15 protein-coding genes are annotated in these 17,174 nt (G+C 61.6%); 5 read left to right on the top strand and 10 right to left on the bottom strand.

Going from position 1 to position 17,174, the window contains the following annotated elements:
• Position 1: 1 nt before the first annotated feature.
• From AC2YB9_RS03915 to AC2YB9_RS03905, 3 genes are all read right to left on the bottom strand, one after another.
• A complete protein-coding gene (locus AC2YB9_RS03915; RefSeq protein WP_487267452.1) occupies positions 2–1,756 on the bottom strand; it encodes a S8 family serine peptidase in 1,755 nt (584 codons plus the stop codon).
• A gap of 63 nt (positions 1,757–1,819) precedes the next feature.
• Positions 1,820–2,269, bottom strand: a complete 450-nt coding sequence (locus AC2YB9_RS03910) for a PGPGW domain-containing protein (protein WP_487267451.1) — start codon at positions 2,267–2,269, stop codon at positions 1,820–1,822.
• Between the two features lie 31 nt (positions 2,270–2,300).
• Positions 2,301–2,990 (bottom strand): iron-dependent transcriptional repressor DtxR, encoded by a 690-nt coding sequence (locus AC2YB9_RS03905; protein ID WP_487267450.1) that lies wholly within the window; start codon positions 2,988–2,990, stop codon positions 2,301–2,303.
• Between the two features lie 57 nt (positions 2,991–3,047).
• Here AC2YB9_RS03905 and AC2YB9_RS03900 point away from each other — a divergent pair, with 57 nt between their 5' ends.
• The 3 genes from AC2YB9_RS03900 (at position 3,048) to AC2YB9_RS03890 (ending at position 5,627) form a co-directional block, all read left to right on the top strand.
• Positions 3,048–4,358, top strand: a complete 1,311-nt coding sequence (locus AC2YB9_RS03900; protein ID WP_487267449.1) for a cryptochrome/photolyase family protein — start codon at positions 3,048–3,050, stop codon at positions 4,356–4,358.
• A 15-nt stretch (positions 4,359–4,373) separates the two neighbouring features.
• A complete protein-coding gene (locus AC2YB9_RS03895) occupies positions 4,374–5,090 on the top strand; it encodes a hypothetical protein (RefSeq protein WP_487267448.1) in 717 nt (238 codons plus the stop codon).
• A gap of 222 nt (positions 5,091–5,312) precedes the next feature.
• On the top strand, positions 5,313–5,627 hold the full coding sequence (locus tag AC2YB9_RS03890) for a hypothetical protein (protein WP_487267447.1): 315 nt from the start codon (positions 5,313–5,315) through the stop codon (positions 5,625–5,627).
• A gap of 26 nt (positions 5,628–5,653) precedes the next feature.
• On the opposite strand, the gene pdxH is transcribed toward AC2YB9_RS03890, so the two are convergent.
• Complete coding sequence (pdxH, locus tag AC2YB9_RS03885; protein WP_487267446.1) at positions 5,654–6,295, bottom strand: pyridoxamine 5'-phosphate oxidase; 642 nt, start codon at positions 6,293–6,295, stop codon at positions 5,654–5,656.
• Between the two features lie 37 nt (positions 6,296–6,332).
• On the opposite strand from pdxH, the gene AC2YB9_RS03880 reads away from it, so the two are divergent.
• A complete protein-coding gene (locus AC2YB9_RS03880) occupies positions 6,333–7,439 on the top strand; it encodes a citrate synthase 2 (protein WP_487267445.1) in 1,107 nt (368 codons plus the stop codon).
• Positions 7,440–7,651: 212 nt separating this feature from the next.
• Here AC2YB9_RS03880 and AC2YB9_RS03875 read toward each other — a convergent pair whose 3' ends face one another.
• From AC2YB9_RS03875 to AC2YB9_RS03860, 4 genes are all read right to left on the bottom strand, one after another.
• Positions 7,652–8,731 carry a trypsin-like serine peptidase gene (locus AC2YB9_RS03875; protein WP_487267444.1) on the bottom strand — a complete coding sequence of 360 codons (1,080 nt, stop codon included), beginning with the start codon at positions 8,729–8,731 and terminating at the stop codon, positions 7,652–7,654.
• Positions 8,732–8,853: 122 nt separating this feature from the next.
• Positions 8,854–9,879 (bottom strand): methylmalonyl Co-A mutase-associated GTPase MeaB, encoded by a 1,026-nt coding sequence (meaB, locus tag AC2YB9_RS03870; RefSeq protein WP_487267443.1) that lies wholly within the window; start codon positions 9,877–9,879, stop codon positions 8,854–8,856.
• A complete protein-coding gene (gene scpA / locus AC2YB9_RS03865; protein ID WP_487267442.1) occupies positions 9,879–12,062 on the bottom strand; it encodes a methylmalonyl-CoA mutase in 2,184 nt (727 codons plus the stop codon). The genes meaB and scpA overlap by 1 nt, the downstream gene beginning before the upstream one ends.
• Positions 12,059–13,870, bottom strand: coding sequence for a methylmalonyl-CoA mutase family protein (locus AC2YB9_RS03860; protein ID WP_487267441.1), 1,812 nt, complete (start codon positions 13,868–13,870; stop codon positions 12,059–12,061). Before AC2YB9_RS03860 ends, scpA begins: the two co-directional genes overlap by 4 nt.
• Before the next feature lie 92 nt (positions 13,871–13,962).
• Between AC2YB9_RS03860 and serC the strand changes: the two genes are divergently transcribed.
• Complete coding sequence (serC, locus tag AC2YB9_RS03855; protein WP_487267440.1) at positions 13,963–15,072, top strand: phosphoserine transaminase; 1,110 nt, start codon at positions 13,963–13,965, stop codon at positions 15,070–15,072.
• 46 nt (positions 15,073–15,118) lie between these two features.
• Here the strand turns inward: serC and AC2YB9_RS03850 are convergent, their stop codons facing one another.
• Positions 15,119–15,637 (bottom strand): gamma carbonic anhydrase family protein, encoded by a 519-nt coding sequence (locus AC2YB9_RS03850; protein ID WP_487267439.1) that lies wholly within the window; start codon positions 15,635–15,637, stop codon positions 15,119–15,121.
• Positions 15,638–15,702: 65 nt separating this feature from the next.
• The gene (locus AC2YB9_RS03845) at positions 15,703–17,151 is read right to left on the bottom strand and encodes an NCS2 family permease (RefSeq protein WP_487267438.1); all 1,449 of its coding nucleotides are present in this window, start codon (positions 17,149–17,151) and stop codon (positions 15,703–15,705) included.
• Positions 17,152–17,174: the final 23 nt, after the last annotated feature.

Here is a 17,174-nt window from a genome sequence, read left to right as displayed (position 1 = left end):
TTCAGTTCTTCCACGTCGGCGAGGTGCGGGCGGCAAGCAATGAGTTTGCTGATGAATAGATCCGCCAGGTGCCCTTGCCTGCCTTTGCGCTCCACTTGGCGGACTTGACCTTGACGCTCTTCTTGGTCACCCATTTCGTGCCCGTGAGCTTCTGCAGTTTCATCGTCTGCTGGTAAACCGAATAATTTGTGACCGCGGCCTTCGAGGCGGTATGCGTGACCGTCCAATTGGGAACCACACGACGATAGGTGATCTTGCCGCTCGAATTGTCCTGGGATCCGGTTCCTGCAAACTTCGCGGTGATGGTCGCGTTGTGGATGAGCCGGATCGTGCTCGAGAACGCGCCGGTCGAATCTGTCGTCACCGTATGCGTTTCGATCTTGCCCTTCTTGGTGAGCGATAACCTCACGCGGGCATTAGCGACCGCCGTTTTGTCCGAGTACCGCAACCGGCCGGAGAATGTCTGCGAGTTGCCGGCAACGATTGTGTCCGCCGGCGTCGCCAGCGTGAAATGGGTATTGATCCGGCTGAGCATCAGCCCCGGATTGATGAGCCCTGCTCCATAGGTTGTATCTCGACCAGCAACACCCCGATCGGTTGCCGTGTTCTGCAGCAGGCTTTCGATCCCCGCGACCGTCCAGCTTGAGCCAACTTCTTCGATCGCAAGCGCAGCTGCCCCAGCAACATAAGGAGTTGCCATCGAGGTTCCCGACATGGTGCAGTAGTTGTTGGTGCTGCTGCCCTTGGCGCATCCCAAACCGCGAGATGTGCCGATCATCGTCGACACGATACGGCTGCCGGGAGCCACCACGTCGACCCAGTGGCCGGTGCAAGAGTATGGGGCAATCGGCCCAGCGCGATCGATCGATCCGACGCCGACAACGCCGGGTTCACTGGCCGGGAAAACCAATTCCCCGGAACTGCTGGTCGGGCAGGGGTACTTTGGCTCGCCATTGCCAGCTGCCGCTACCAGCACCACCCGTTTTGATCTGGCATATTTGATCGCCGCTGTGACCGCCGGATCATCGTTGGTACCGACAAGAGCCAACGACAGGTTGATCACATTGGCACCGTGGTCAGCCGCCCAGCGAATTCCACTGGCGAGCATCCCGGTGTCCCCCTGCCCGTTGCGATCAAGCACCCGTACCGGCAGGATCGATGTGCTGCGGGTCATCCCCGCGATCCCTTTGCCGTTGTTCGCGACGGCGGCGATGATGCCGGCGACGTGGGTACCGTGACCATTCAGATCCGTCGCGTTGCTGTCTTTGCCGACAAAATCTTTGCCCCTGCGGACCTTGCCGACCAAATCCGCGTGCGTCGCCAGAACGCCCGTGTCTACGACCGCGACGGTCACGCCTTTGCCGACCGAGGATTTCCACGCGGTCGAGATCCGCAACGTGTCCAAAGCCCACTGCGACTTACGCCAGGGATCTACCTTCGTGGCGGCCATGCGGACCGGCTGGGCCATCGAGACTGCGATCGTTGAAGCCTCGTCCTGCGCCCGGTCGACGACTTTCTCGGCAGCCTTGTGCGATGCCACCGGCACGGTTTCAAATGACGGACCGCTGGCAGTCCGTCGGGTGATGACAACGTTGAGCGGTGCATCGCTAGGCGCGGTATCGACGACCGCGTCTGGAGCGGCATTGACGCTTGCGGTTCTGACCGCCCACGTCGGAACTGGGTCGGAGGCCTGCGCCGTTCCCGGCAGCAATGCTAAAGCCAGGACGACTCCGAGGAGAAGCGCCAGTATTTTCACACGTATCCGTTCGCTCAACAAGAATCCCCAACACTAGCCGCAGATTCCGATATTCGTAGGCTTTTAGCCGCCCCAACGCCAACGCTTAACGCTGTAAGCCAATAATCCCCAACCAACGACAGCGGACGTTATCAAACCGAATGCCGCTGCCCAGCCGGCGAACGGAAGGTGCGGACCGAAATGGACTCCAATCACATCGAATTCAGGAATTTCGGGGCTGACGAACCACAAAACGCCAAGACCGAACAGCCATAGGCCGCCCAGCGCACTTCCCGTAATGCGCGGCCAGGTTTCGACGCCGACTTTCGCCGCGTCGATCGCTTTCTTCCGCAATGGATCGAGTATCCGTTGCGCCCAGACGTAATGCCGCGATAACAGCGCGATTCCGGCCACGATCACAATCATCCCGGGGCCAGGAAGCGGCAGCAGCGGAATGCCCACGATCACAAAGAACCAGCCCAGAACAAATGAGCCAGTGTTAGTCAGCCAGTTTTTGAATCCGGCACCGTTCACGATGGGTTTCTCTGCTGTCTGTCGTGGCGAGTCAGGCTGAGACAAAGATGTGCACGGCGGCATCTGCATCGATCTCCGCTGTTTCGCCTTGTCGAGCCACGATGATTCCATCGTGCCCTAACGATGCCAAAATATCGTTGCCTGGGAGGACACCCACGCGGCGAAGCACCGACATCACCGCAGTGTCGGTTTGCAACGGCTCGCTGATCCGGCGAACCACGACGCGCTGCGGTTCATCGGCCGCGCGCACAACACGCACAAGCGGTTGGACCCCCTCAAGGAAGTCTTGGTCGACGTCAGTGTTGCCGAACTCAGACAGTCCCGGGATCGGGTTTCCATAGGGTGATTGGGTTGGCTTGCCCAGAAGGTCGAAGATCCGGCGTTCAACCTGCTCGGACATCACATGTTCCCAGCGGCAGGCCTCTTCGTGAACGTACTCGATCTCGAGACCGATCACATCGGTCAGCAGCCGCTCGGCCAGCCGGTGCTTGCGCATGACTCGGGTGGCGAGTTGTCGGCCTTTCGTCGAAAGCTCCAGGTGACGGTCGCCCTCAACGCTCAACAATCCGTCCCGTTCCATCCGCGCAACGGTCTGGCTCACGGTCGGCCCACTCTGGTGAAGACGTTCGGCAATCCGCGCGCGCAGCGGAATAATGCCTTCCTCCTCCAGCTCGTAGACCGTGCGGAGGTACATCTCTGTGGTGTCGATGAGGTCGCTCACGAACCCTATTCTGTCCCATCTCCGCACTTAATTCGAACCAACCCGCAGAATGGAGCTGTGACCCGATCGATAATGTGGTTTAGGCATGACCTGCGGCTCGCCGATAATCCAGCGTTAGTCGCGGCCGCTAGCGATGGCTCCTGTTCCGTGATCCCGATATATGTCGTCGACCCCGTCGAATGGGGCGGGTTAGCGACGCCAGCATTGGCCTATAGGAAGGCAAGCCTCGAAGCGCTGAACAAAGCGGTCGGTGGACTCCTCGTTGTCAACGGAGACCCGATCCAGGCGGTGCCCACGCTGGCTGCCGCACACAACGCGACCGTTCACGTCAGCGCCGACTTTACGCCCTACGGCATTGCCCGCGATGCTGCGGTTGCCGAACTCGCACGGCTCGAAGTTGCCGGCAGCCCCTACGCCGTTCCGCCGGGTCGAATCACTAAACCTGATGGTTCGCCCTACCGGGTGTTCACCCCGTTCTACAAGGCGTGGCTCGAACACGGTTGGCGGGCGCCGTTGGCCGCTACCGATATTCGCTGGCTGTTGCCCGAAGCAGGCGAATCGCTTCCGGACCTTCAGCCCGCCCATAAAGTCGGTCTTCCTTCGGCCGGAGAACTCGCAGCCGTACGACGCTGGCAGGCGTACCGCGACGAAGACCTTGAGATTTATGCCGAAGTTCGCGACCTGCCGGGGATCGACCGAACTTCTCGTATGTCGATCCCACTCGCTCACGGCGAGCTTCATCCACGGACGTTGCTCGCCGACCTCGGGCCCGACGATTCAACATTCCGGCGAGAACTGGCCTTCCGCGAGTTTTATGCGGATGCGCTGTTCCATCGTTCTTGGACAGCATGGGGCTACTACAACACGGCATTCGAAAAGATGCGCTATGACTCCCCCGGCCTTGAATTCGACGCCTGGAAAGAAGGTCAAACTGGATTCCCCATTGTTGACGCCGGGATGCGCCAGTTGCTGAAAGAGGGCTGGATGCACAATCGAGTGCGGATGATCGTGGCCAGTTTTCTGGTCAAGGATCTTCATCTGGAATGGCAGCATGGCGCTCGCCACTTTCTCGAACATTTGGTCGACGCCGACCTTGCATCGAACCAGCACGGCTGGCAATGGGTGGCTGGTTGCGGCACCGACGCTGCGCCATATTTTCGCATTTTCAACCCGACGCTTCAGGGCAAGAAGTTCGATCCCAACGGTGACTACGTCCGCCGTTTCGTGCCCGAACTTGCTGGCCTGCCTGCCGCAGAAATTCACGAACCGTGGCTATTGCACGAACCGCCGGCCAACTATCCGCCCCCACTGGTTGACCACGCGGAAGAACGGCACGAGGCACTCCGTCGACTTGCGGAGATTCGGTGACGTTACGGTGACGTGATGGACTCGATCACGATCGAACGGAAATACAACGGGCCAGACCATTCCGGCAATGGCGGCTATGTCTCTGGGCTCATCGCCGAACAGTTGGCAGGCGGCGCCGTCGTCCGTCGTTCGCAGCTCAACGTTCCGCCCCCGCTTGATGTGCCGCTGACCTGGCAATCCGATGACGAATCAGTCAGCCTGGTCGATGCAGCGGGCGCGGTGGTCGGCACCTCGAGCACCGGGACGTTCGCTGAGGCGCCGCTTGATTGTCCGACCGCCGAGCAGGCCGCCGCAGGCCATGCCGCCTATCGCGGTTTCATTAAGCATCCCTTCGATCGTTGCTTCACTTGCGGCACTGCGCGCGAAGAAGGCGACGGGCTACGACTGTTTACGGGGCCGATCAATGACACGACCGTCGCCGCACCGTGGACGCCCCATGCTGCATTCGGTGGCTCTGACGGCAGGCTAAGTGTCCCGATCACCTGGGCTGCGCTCGACTGTCCGGGTGGCTGGGCAGCCGACTTCTCCAAGACTCCGATTGTGCTAGGCCGTATGACCGCAGAGATTCTCACGCTTCCGGTCGCCCAGACGCCATACATCTCGGTCGGTGGCCTGCAGCGACAAGATGGTCGAAAATACTTCACCAACACTGCGCTGTATTCGCTCGACGGTGAACTGCTTGGTCGCGCCGAACAGATCTGGATCGCGATTGACCTCGAAAAATTCCGCTAACCGACCCCCAACACCCCCAAAACCCCCGCCCCCAAAACTCCCCCGCCCCGTCCGGTCTAACTGAGACCGCCGAGTGGTGCGTAGCTGGGCTCAAACGGGCCGCCCCGGCCCATGTACGTGCCACTCGGCGGGGTCGGGGGCACGTAGTACATACCACTCGGCAAATGTGGAGCACAGGCCGACCGGACTTTTCACGGCTCGTCGGGCTGTCATGCTGGGGTCATGAGTTCCCCCGACACGACTCGACCGAGCCCGCAACGGCAAGAAATGTCACTGACCCAGGTACAACGGTGGATCATCTCACTCCTGATTTTCGTACTTTGCGCATTTCCCGTCGGCGGATTGATCGGCCTGAGCCATGCGGTACTTAAGCAGGACCGCACCGGATCTGCCATCGGTCTGGCCATCATGTCTGGTGTCATCGGGATCATCGCAGTTGCGGGCATGCGGATCGCCCACCAACGATCGCTGCTGACTCCGCTGCTGCTGCTGGGAATGGTTCCAGCGCTGATCGGTGCTTTCTTCGTCTTCCGCTGAACCGGCCCATTCTGGGTCCAGTCAGATCAGGGTGCGAGCCGCTCAACCGCCCAGTCATCCGCGGCCTGAGTGAAGCGAACGCGGTCGTGCATACGATTCGACCGGCCCTGCCAGAACTCGATCGTATGCAGGCCGATGCGGTAGCCGCCCCAATGTTGTGGCCGGTCGATGTTTCGGCCGCTGAAATGTTTTTCGGTGAAGTCGAAGCGCGTCTCCAGCTCGGATCGACCAATGATCGGCTCGGATTGCGGCGAGGCAACGGCACCAAGTTGGGAACCGCGCGCCCGCGATGCGAAATAGGCATCCGATTCGGCGTCCGACACACGGGTCACGGGCCCCTCGACTCTGACTTGACGTTGCAAGGGGTGCCACAACATGACGGCGGCCGCATGCGGGTTGGCCTCCAACTCGCCGCCTTTGCGCGAATTGTAGTTGGTGTAAAACACCAACCCCTGTTCATCGAGCCCCTTCAGCAGCACGATCCGGACCGATGGAAGACCCGACGCGGTCGTCGTCGCGAGTGCCATGGCATTAGGTTCAGGGATCCGGGCAGCGATCGAATCGGCAAGCCAACGCCCGAACAACGCGACTGGATCGTCGCCAGCGGCCGCCTCCACGAGTCCTACCTGCGCATACTCCGTTCGCATCCGCTCCAAGTCTGGGTCCACGAACACACGATAACGCCCGCAGGGCAGAATGACGCACATGACTGAAGTTCACCATGGCCTTGAAGGCGTTATTGCGTTCGAATCCCGAATCGCCGAGCCCGACAAAGAAGGCTCTTCCCTCCGCTACCGCGGAGTCGACATCGATGACCTCGTCGGCCGTGTACCTTTCGAAAAGGTATGGGGTCTACTCGTTGACGGAAAATATGAGCCCGGCCTACCCGCTGCCGAGCCCTTCCCGATCCCGGTTCATTCCGGCGACATCCGCGCCGACGTCCAGAGCGCCATCGCCCTGACCGCACCGGCGTGGGGCCTGCGCCAGCTCTACGACATCGAAACCGATGAAGAGGTCCGTGACAACCTCGCCCGCACCGCCGTCATGGTGCTCTCCTATGTCGCACAGGCCGCCCGCGGCGTGAGCCGGCCAATGATTCCGCAATCGCAGATCGACGAGTGCGACACCATCATCGGGCGCATGTTGATGCGCTGGCGCGGCGAGGTCAACCCCGCACACGCTAAGGCAATCGACGCCTATCTGGTCTCGGCCGCTGAGCACGGGATGAATGCCTCGACCTTCACCGGCCGCGTCATTGCCTCGACCGGCGCAGATGTCGCTGCCGCCCTTTCCGGTGCGGTCGGCGCGATGTCAGGCCCACTGCACGGCGGCGCACCGTCACGGGTCCTGCACATGATCGACGAGGTTGAGAAGACCGGCGACGCCACCGCGTACGTCAAGAAGTTGCTCGACTCGGGCGAACGTCTCATGGGGTTTGGGCACCGCGTTTATCGCGCCGAAGACCCGCGTGCGCGCACGCTCCGTCGCACCGCCAAGGAACTCATGGCGCCGCGCGCTGAGGTTGCTGAAGCGCTCGAGAAGGCCGCGCTCAAGGAACTCCGTGAGCGTCGTCCCGATCGTGTCTTGGAAACCAATGTGGAGTTCTGGGCCGCGATTGTTCTCGACTTCGCCGAGATTCCGCCCAACATGTTCACCGCGATGTTCACCTCGGCCCGCACCGCCGGCTGGAGCGCGCACATCCTTGAGCAGTATCAAACCGGTCGTCTGATCCGTCCGTCGTCACTGTATGTCGGCCCCGGCCCGCGTCCAGCCGATGAGGTCGAAGGCTGGAACAGCGACTGGGCCAAATAGGCCCCCGCACGACCGTCTGACGTGCAGCGGTGCGGGCGTCCCCCCCGAGGACGTCCGCACCGTATTGAATTCCGTTGACCGCCAATGGCATGAAATTCATAGTCATTGACGACTATTCACAACTAGTCATAAAGAACTATATCGGAGATTAGCAGTAACTGCCCCCCGGTTGGCAAGTCCACGCCCAAACCAACCAGCTCAGACTGGCCAACTCACATGCGCTGGGCGGTGGCATACAACGACTGGACGACACTGCCGAAATACGGCCCATACATCTCTGCGCCACTGCGTGCGCCGAGCCCCAGCACGCCGCCGCTCTCGTACTTGAAGCTGTTGACTGAGTTCGCGACGCCAAGCCCGGTTGACTCGTTGTATTTCATCAACCATGGGCCGCCCGATGCCCCACCGGTCAGGTTGCAGTTAAGCCCCTGATCCTGGCTGTTGCCGACGGTGTCAGCAACGGTCTTGCCGTGGCACCACGCTATTTTTGAGCCGTCATATGGAGTTTCAGCCGGGTAGCCAAACGCGTACGTTGTCGCGCCACGTGCCTGATTGAAGGCGATTCCTTGGGCTCCGACCCGGTCGCTCAGATGACGCCCTTTGACCTTGTTCACCGCGACCATACCGACGTCGTAGTTGAGGTCACCGGATTTTTTGAACTGGTTGGTCGTTGTCAGCTTTCGTGCCGGGAACGTGCCGTAAGGAGCCTTCCCATTGTTGTAGGCGGGAATGAAGACGAAATTCGTGGCAAAAGCCCCGGGACCCTGATTGACGCAGTGCCCGGCAGTGACCACGAGGTCCTTGGCCGCTGCCTTGACCGAACTCCCCGAGCATTGGAAGTCCTCGCCGCCCATCGTGAAGAAGACTTTGCCGGTCGTCTTGACTACCTGTCCGCCACCGGAGTACAGGCCACCGTTGGTGGCCGCCGCGCTACCACCAAGCAAGCCACCCAACAGATCGCCATTGCCCATTAAGCCGCCAAGTCCACCGCTACCAAGTAGGCCGCCGAGATCGAGGCCTGCCTGCCTCCCCTGAACCAATTGCGGGACGCCCACCGCCACTGCGCCGAGGAGCTCGTTGATCGTCCGCCCGAGTAGAAGTTCATCACCGGGACGTGCAGCAGCCAATCGTTGCGGCGTCCAGTGGGATACAGCAGTCGATTGCGCTGATGAGCTGATGTCAGCCACTGCGGGACTCTCGGCAGCTGTCGCCGGCCCCGCACCTACCATCGCCGCGCCGGTCGCAACCGCGACAGCAAGCATGGTCAAGGACCGAAATCGGTTCGAACGCATGGAACAACTCCCCTGGCGCCGAGACGCCGGTTGTTCCCTCCTATCGGCATCCTAGAGCAAGACGTCGGCAGTGGCGACCCCTTGCAACGACCCCGACGAAAGTTTGACTAGCCAGAACTTGACTAGTTTGCGGCGGGCGCGTCGTATGCGGCCAAGATTCGGTCGGCTGCGGCGGCCGCAGGCAACTCGCCGGCCAAGATCTCGGCACGAATCTCGGCACGGACGGCGATCACTGCGGCATTGTTGCGCAACCGTTGGTCAAGCTCGTCGCGTACGAGGGCCCAGGTGAATTCAAGTTGTTGCTCTGCACGCTTGTCGGTGAGCCCGCGATGGCCCAAAAACTCCCGGTGCCGGATCACGCGGTTCCACACGGTATCGATGTCGGTGCCGTCGAGCGCCGAACAGGTGAGAACAGGAGGGACCCAGCCACGGGTGGGGGTACCTCCCGCGGACGCAGTCCGTGGGGGACCGGCGTAGACCAAACGCAAAGCTGCCGCCATGTCCTTGGCAGTCGCCTTGGCCTCAATCGCCCGGTCGCCATCGGCCTTGTTGACGGCAATGACATCAGCGATCTCAAGGATGCCCTTCTTAATGCCCTGCAGCTGGTCACCGGTGCGGGCAATCGTCAAGAACAGGAACGTGTCGACCATCCCGGCGACAGTCACCTCAGACTGTCCGACGCCGACCGTCTCGATCAAGATGACATCGAAGCCGGCCGCTTCGAGAATCATGATCGACTGGCTCGTCGCCCGGGCAACACCGCCAAGAGTGCCTGCGGTGGGCGAGGGGCGAATGTAGGCCTCCGCGCTTGCCGCAAGTTCGACCATGCGGGTCTTATCGCCGAGCACCGAGCCGCCGGTGCGTACACTCGATGGATCGACGGCCAGCACGCCAACTTTGTGGCCATCGCCGACGAGGTGCATCCCCAGCGCCTCGATGAACGTGGACTTCCCGACCCCGGGAACCCCGGAGATGCCGACGCGAACTGACCGTGTCCCGTTCGCATCGGGCGTCAATTGGGCCAGCATGTCGCGCGCGGCGGCGCGATGATCGGCGCGGCTCGACTCGACCAGTGTGATGGCCTGCGAGATCGCCGCCCGTCGTCCGGCGCGCACGCCCTCGACGAGTTGGGCGACGTCGGGAGCCATCAGTGCTTCAGGCTCGTCGTCAACTGGTCGAGCAGTCCGAGCGCTGAATCAGCGATAACAGTTCCAGGGGGGAACACCGCAGCCGCGCCCATATCTTTGAGCGTCTGCACGTCATCGGGCGGGATCACACCGCCGATGACGACCATGATGTCCGGCCGGCCCAGCTCGGCCAGGCTTTCTTTCAGTTGCGGCAGCAACGTCAGATGGCCAGCCGCGAGCGAGGACACACCGACAATGTGAACGTCGGCGTCAATCGCCTGCTGGGCGACTTCCTCGGGCGTGGAGAACAACGGGCCCACATCAACGTCGAAGCCCATGTCCGCGAACGCTGTCACGATGACCTTTTGGCCGCGGTCGTGACCGTCTTGGCCCATCTTGGCAACCAGGATGCGGGGGCGGCGACCTTCGGCCTTTTCAAACTTGTCAGTGGCTTCGATCGCTTTGGCTACATTGCCGGCCTGTCCGGCTTCGGTGCGGTACACACCTGAGATCGTACGGATGACTGCCTTATGCCGGCCATAGACCTTCTCGAGCGCGTCAGAAATTTCGCCGACCGTGGCTTTGGCACGTGCAGCGTCGATCGATAACGCCAGCAGGTTTCCGTCAAGCGAACCGTCCGTCGCGGCCCCACGCGCCGCGCTTTCGGTGAGTGCCGCGAGGGTTCGATCCACTTCGGTCTGATCGCGCTCGGCACGCAGCCGCTTGAGTTTGTCGATCTGCGCGGCATACACGGCCTTGTTGTCTACTCGGCGGGCCTCGACGGGGTCCTCGTCGGCAAGCCGGTAGGTGTTGACGCCGATGACTGCCTGCGTGCCTGAGTCGATGCGGGCTTGGGTGCGGGCGGCCGCTTCCTCGATGCGCATCTTGGGAATGCCGGCCTCGATTGCCTTGGCCATGCCGCCGGCCTTCTCGACCTCCTGGATATGAGCCCAGGCGCGGTTAGCGAGATCGTGAGTCAGCTTCTCCACGTAGTAGGAGCCAGCCCACGGATCGACAATCTCGGTCGTGCCCGACTCTTGCTGCAGCAGCAACTGAGTGTTGCGGGCGATTCGGGCCGAGAAGTCGGTCGGCAGCGCAATGGCCTCATCGAGCGCATTTGTGTGCAGCGACTGGGTATGCCCTTGGGTGGCTGCCATCGCTTCGATCGCGGTGCGCCCCACATTGTTGTAGACGTCCTGCGCAGTCAATGACCAGCCCGATGTTTGGCTGTGGGTGCGAAGGCTCGAAGATTTCGGATTCTTCGGGTCGAAGTCGGCAACCAATTTGGCCCACAATGCGCGAGCGGCACGTAGTTTGGCAACCTCCATAAAGAAGTTCATGCCGATCGCCCAAAAGAAGCTCAGTCGCGGGGCGAAGGCGTCGATGTCGAGGCCGACATCGAGTCCAGCGCGGATGTATTCGATGCCATCGGCGAGCGTGTAAGCCAACTCGAGATCATTCGTCGCTCCGGCCTCTTGGATGTGATAGCCGGAGATTGAGATCGAGTTGTAGCGCGGCATCTTGGCCGCCGTATAGGCGAAGATGTCGCTGATAATGCGCATCGATGGAGCCGGCGGATAGATGTAGGTGTTGCGGACCATGAACTCTTTGAGAATGTCGTTCTGGATCGTCCCGGACAACTTCTCCGGCGGAACACCCTGTTCTTCGGCAGCCACGATGTAGAGCGCCAGCACCGGCAGCACGGCGCCGTTCATCGTCATCGAGACGCTCATCTGATCGAGTGGAATGCCCTCGAAGAGTTTGCGGGTGTCGTAGATCGAGTCGATCGCGACGCCGGCCATACCGACATCGCCGACGACCCGCGGATTGTCCGAGTCATAGCCGCGGTGCGTGGCGAGGTCGAAAGCGACGCTCAGACCCTTCTGGCCTGCTTTGAGGTTGCGCCGATAGAACGCATTGGATTCCTCCGCGGTCGAGAAGCCCGCATACTGGCGGATCGTCCACGGCTGAGTTGCGTACATCGCCGGATACGGTCCACGCAGAAATGGCGCGAGCCCTGGGTAGGTGTCGAGCGCGTCGAGGCCGTCGAGATCCTCGGCGCCATAAAGCCCCTTGATCTCAATACCTTCGGGCGCTGCCCACGATTCGGCGTCATCAGTTGCCGCGGCGAATGCTACCGGGTCGGCTGTATAGGGCTGTTCGGGATCGAGTGGCAATCCGGCAAAGCTTTCGGGGACTGTCATTTGCTCAACTTCTCTCGGGTGCGCTGCAGGAAGGCGAGTGCGTCCACACCCATCGCAGCCGAATCGTCGACCGTAAGGTCGCGCGGCTTGCCGGCGAGGATGATCCAATGGGCTCCGGCCGTACGGAGCGCGTCGATTGCGGCGGCACCCCATTCGGCGTAGGTAGAATCGGCGCCGGCAAGGCATACCACCGGCGAGCCGTCATAGGCCGCGAGTAGCTCAGCCACATCGGTTGTCGCCCCAGCTAACGTCGTGTCGATGCCGCCAGCGGCGAGCAGGTTGGCCATGAAGGACACCCGTGCGGTGAACGAGGCGACCGAACCGAGCGTTGCTAAAAACACCGTCGTCGCGGCGGGCTCATCACGAAGCGCCTCAAAGTCGGCACCATAACGGACGACCTCGAGAACCCCATCGGGATACGGCCGACGCTCGGGCAAAACTTCATTCAGAATGGGGAATTCGGTGACCGCAGTCAATGGGCGTTTGCGGGTTGCGATCTGCTGTTTGCGTTCCTCGGCCGTTGCCGCAATGCGGGTCATGAGACTGCCGTCGGCGATGACAGCGGCGATACCACCGGCCGCTTCGATCGCGCCGAACTCCGCCCACGCAGCACGAGCAAGATCGTCAGTCAGCTTCTCCACCGAATAGGAGCCGCCCGCAGGATCGGTGACTTTGGCGACATGCGCCTCGGCGATCAGGAGCGATGACGTATTGCGGGCGATGCGACGGCTGAATGCCTCCGGCAGACCAAGCACGGTATCGAACGGGAGCACTGTCACCGAGGTGGCCCCACCGACGCCAGCAGCGAATGCGGCGAGCGTTGTGCGCAACAGGTTGACCTGCGGCGCGTACTTGCTCATCATCGGGCGCGACGTCACACCGTGTTGGAGTTGACCCCGTGCGGCTTCGCTGACGCCGCTGAGTTCGGCGACGCGATGCCAGAGCCGGCGCGCAGCACGGAATTTTGCGATCGTCGGAAACTGTTCGTCAGTTGCCACATAGCGGAACTCAAGAAGATTCGCGGCCTCGTCGACGCTATGTCCGGCCGCGATAAGAAGCCGCAGGTAGGCAGCGCCGGCGGCAAGCGAATAGGCAAGCTCCTGCACATCGGAGCCGCCAGTGTCATGAACAGCTGTCCCATCGACCACAATGGCACGAATTTTGAGCGCCATCGCGATGTCGGCAATTTGGCTGACGATATCGGTCGACGTCTCGCCTCGGGCGCGCAGCGAGTTGCCGATTGGGTCAGCACCCAGGTTGGAGTGTGGGTGCGGTTCGATGTCCATGGCCTTGACAGTCTCGGCGTACCGGCGGGCAGCAGCCAGCGGATCATGCGGCGCCGACAGCACCACCGGAGCCAGATCGAGCAACACTTTGTCGAGGATTCGGGGGACGTCGTCAAGGGCGATCGCGTCGGGACCGATTTCGAGCCATAGCGAGTTCACACCGTTTTCGAGATCACCAAGAACGTGTTCGGCAGTGAGTTTGCCATCTGGATCAGCGAACTGGCTGCGAATGTCCCACGCCTGCAGCTCTCGAACCGCCGTCGTGCCGCGGGTGTAGGGCGCCTGACCCGGCAGCCCGGTCGCCGGCAGGTCCGCGGTGAGCGCTGCGGTGCCCAATGCCGGCACGGCAATTCCGTCCAATGTCCGTCTTGCCAGTTTGTCCCATACATCATGATCGGGAGCATCGTCGGAGAGTAAACGCGACTTGCGCAGTACCGCTGCGGTCGCTTTCTCCCACTCGGCAACCGTGTGCGGGCTGCCGGTTGCGAGCGCCACTTTGGGCGCCGAAGAATCTGTTGCCATGACACGCATCGTACGGAGTATCACCACCGCTCTGCCACAAGGTGTGAGGAACGTGACTCAGTGCACATCGAGCGACCTGCCAAACTGTACCCGTGAAGATTCCTGCAGAGTTACTGCCAACCGACGGTCGATTCGGATCAGGACCGTCGAAGGTACGCGTTGAGGCTCTCGATGCGCTGGCCGCTTCCGGCACCGCGCTGATGGGCACCTCCCACCGGCAGAAGCCGGTTAAAGACCTGGTCGGCAATGTACGTTCGGGAATCGCCGATCTGCTGTCGCTTCCGAGCGATTACGAGGTCGTCCTCGGTGTAGGCGGCGCGACCGCGTTCTTCGACGCCGCGACCTTCGGGCTCATACGGTCACGAAGCCAACATCTCGTCCACGGCGAGTTCAGCTCGAAGTTCGCCAAGTCGGTCAAGGCAGCACCATTTCTCGCCGACCCTTCGGTCCTCGAGAGCGATTTCAACACCCACCCGGTCGCGGTCGCCGAAGCCGGCATCGATGCATACGTGTGGGCGCATAACGAAACGTCGACGGGTGTCATGGCCCCGGTCGAACGAGTTGCCGGCGCCGATGATGGTGCGCTCATGATCATCGACGCAACCTCCGCGGCCGGTGGTCTCGCAGTCGACATCGCCCAGACCGACGTCTATTTCTTTGCCCCACAGAAGGCATTCGCCTCCGATGGCGGGCTTTGGATTGCTAGCTTCTCCCCCGCCGCGATCGCCCGCGCCGAGGAGATCGGGGCCAGCGAGCGCTACATTCCACCGTTCTTCGACTTCGTCACCGCGATCAATAACTCGCGCAAGGACCAGACCTACAACACCCCGTCGCTCGCGACGCTGTTCCTGCTCGATCAGCAGGTCCGCTGGCTCAATGCGCAAGGTGGGTTGGACTGGGCGAGCGCTCGCACCGCCGACTCAGCCGCGCGGTTCTACGCCTGGGCGGAGGCTTCGCCATTTGCGACGCCCTTCGTGCCCAATCCGGCCGAGCGCTCGCATGTCATCGGCACGATCGATCTCGAAGGCGTCGACGCTGCCGAGGTCGTTGCCACCCTGCGCGACAACGGCATCCTTGATGTCGGCGGCTACCGCGGCCTCGGCCGCAACCAGCTGCGCGTCGCGATGTTCCCCGCAATCGATCCCGACGACATCACCCAACTCACCCGCTCAATCGACTACGTCGTAGCCCACTCCCGCTGACGAGTCACTCACGTGCGCTGACGAGTCACTCACGTGCGCCGAGGAGTCACTCAGGATGGGTTCCCTGCCGATGCAGATCGCGATGCCGTGCATATGTCTCTGCGTTGTGATAAATCTTTGCGACCTCGTCGTCGTTGAGTTCGCGTCGGACTTTGCCCGGCACCCCGGCAACGAGTGAACGCGGGGGTATGACGGCGCCTTCGGGAATCAACGCACCCGCGGCGATGAGTGACTCAGTGCCGATGATCGCACCGTTCATGATGATCGCCCCCATACCGACCAAGACATTGTCCTCAATCGTCGCGCCATGGATGATCGCTCCGTGTCCGACTGAGACACCCGCACCGAGGGTTGCAGGCTTGTCTACGTCGACGTGGAAGACGCAATTGTCTTGCACATTCGAGCCAGCGCCGATCGTGATTGGTTCGTTATCGGCCCGCAGGACGGTGCCATACCAAATGCTGGCCCCATCACCGACGACAACCGATCCGACAAGGGTTGCGTTCGGTGCGATCCACGCGCTGTCGGCCACCTGAGGCGTCTTGGTTCCAAGCGAAATCTTCATGCGGCCAACCTACAACGCGGAGCGGGCTCGCAGCCATGATGGTTGCGAGCCGCCCCAGCGCTGGGTTAGCTGACCCAGCGCGAGATGGGCTCGATCGCGAAGTAGACCACGAACAGCACCGAAACCAGCCACATGATCGGGTGGACCTGCGCGGCCTTGCCCTTGACCACTTTCAGCACGACGAACGCGATGAAGCCCGCGCCGATGCCGGCCGAAATCGAGTAAGTGAACGGCATGAGCACAATCGTCAGGAACGCCGGCAGCGCGATCTCATCATCGCGCCAATCGATATCGGCCACCTGACTCATCATCAAGAAACCAACGAGTACGAGCGCCGGAACGGCAGCTTCACTCGGAATGTGGTCAACAATCGGCGTGAAAATCGTCGCAAGTAGGAAGAGTACGCCAGTCGTGACGGAAGCAAGACCGGTACGCGCGCCGTCGCCGACGCCGGCGGCCGACTCGATATAGGACGTGTTGCTCGAGACACCAGCAGCGCCACCAGCAGCAGCAGCAATCGAGTCCACGATCAAAATCCGCTGCGCACCGATCGGTGTGCCGTCCTCATCATTGAGCCCGGCCTCGGCACCGATCGCTGTCATTGTGCCCATCGTGTCGAAGAAGTCGGCGAGCAGAAGCGTGAACACCAACAGGCACACGCTGATGACGCCAACTCGTTCGAAGGACCCGAAGAGCGAAAATTGTCCGAGCAGACCGAAGTCCGGCAACTTGACCAGCGAATCAGGCAGTGCGGGCTTGTTGAGGCTCCACCCGGTCAGGTTCTCCTGAACGCCGTCCGCGTTGACCGTAATCACGCCGACTTTGACGATCGCTTCGACGATGACCGCGAGCACCGTGGTCACGACAATACCGATCAGGATCGCGCCGGGAACCTTCTTGACGTGCAGAACCATCATGAGCAGGAAACCAAGTGAGAAGACCAAAACCGGCCAGCCGGCGAGCGTCCCGCCGATGCCCATACCGACCGGCGGCGATGGGTTACCGGTTGAGCGAACGAAGCCTGCATCGACCAGTCCGATCAATGCGATAAACAGCCCAATGCCGACTGCGATGGCGGTCTTGAGTTGACGCGGGACCGCATCAAAGACTGCCTTTCGGAAGCCGGTGAGCACCAATATCAAGATGATCAGCCCTTCAAGGACGATCAAACCCATCGCATCGGCCCAGGTCATCTGATTGGCGACCGAGTATGCGAGGAACGCGTTCAGCCCGAGCCCAGTGGCCAGTGCGAGCGGGAAGTTTGCGACAAGACCCATCAGGATCGTCATGACACCGGCGACCAATGCCGTGGCCGCCGCGATCTTCGCCAAATCGGGCCCCTGCCCGCCGCCGAGGAAGTTTCCGTCGGCATCCTTGACGAAACCAAGGATCAACGGGTTGAGGACGATGATGTACGCCATCGTCAGGAAGGTCACGACACCGCCGCGGATTTCCTTCGCGACCGATGACCCCCGCTCGGTGATCTTGAAATAACTGTCCAACGTCAACGACATGGCTCTCCTGCGGGAAAATGTAC

It is taken from the genome of Aeromicrobium changchenzhani (genome assembly GCF_057586615.1).
The sequence above is the reverse complement of the archived record's forward strand: the minus strand, read 5'-3'. Positions and strand labels throughout refer to the sequence as shown.

Coding starts and splice junctions, on each gene's coding strand:
- AC2YB9_RS03875 (WP_487267444.1), bottom strand. CDS start 8,731: ATGCGTTCGAACCGATTTCGGTCCTTGACCATGCTTGCTGTCGCGGTT.
- AC2YB9_RS03880 (WP_487267445.1), top strand. CDS start 6,333: ATGACTGAAGTTCACCATGGCCTTGAAGGCGTTATTGCGTTCGAATCC.
- AC2YB9_RS03890 (WP_487267447.1), top strand. CDS start 5,313: ATGAGTTCCCCCGACACGACTCGACCGAGCCCGCAACGGCAAGAAATG.
- AC2YB9_RS03895 (WP_487267448.1), top strand. CDS start 4,374: ATGGACTCGATCACGATCGAACGGAAATACAACGGGCCAGACCATTCC.
- scpA (WP_487267442.1), bottom strand. CDS start 12,062: ATGACAGTCCCCGAAAGCTTTGCCGGATTGCCACTCGATCCCGAACAG.
- meaB (WP_487267443.1), bottom strand. CDS start 9,879: ATGGCTCCCGACGTCGCCCAACTCGTCGAGGGCGTGCGCGCCGGACGA.
- AC2YB9_RS03845 (WP_487267438.1), bottom strand. CDS start 17,151: ATGTCGTTGACGTTGGACAGTTATTTCAAGATCACCGAGCGGGGGTCA.
- AC2YB9_RS03850 (WP_487267439.1), bottom strand. CDS start 15,637: ATGAAGATTTCGCTTGGAACCAAGACGCCTCAGGTGGCCGACAGCGCG.
- AC2YB9_RS03860 (WP_487267441.1), bottom strand. CDS start 13,870: ATGGCAACAGATTCTTCGGCGCCCAAAGTGGCGCTCGCAACCGGCAGC.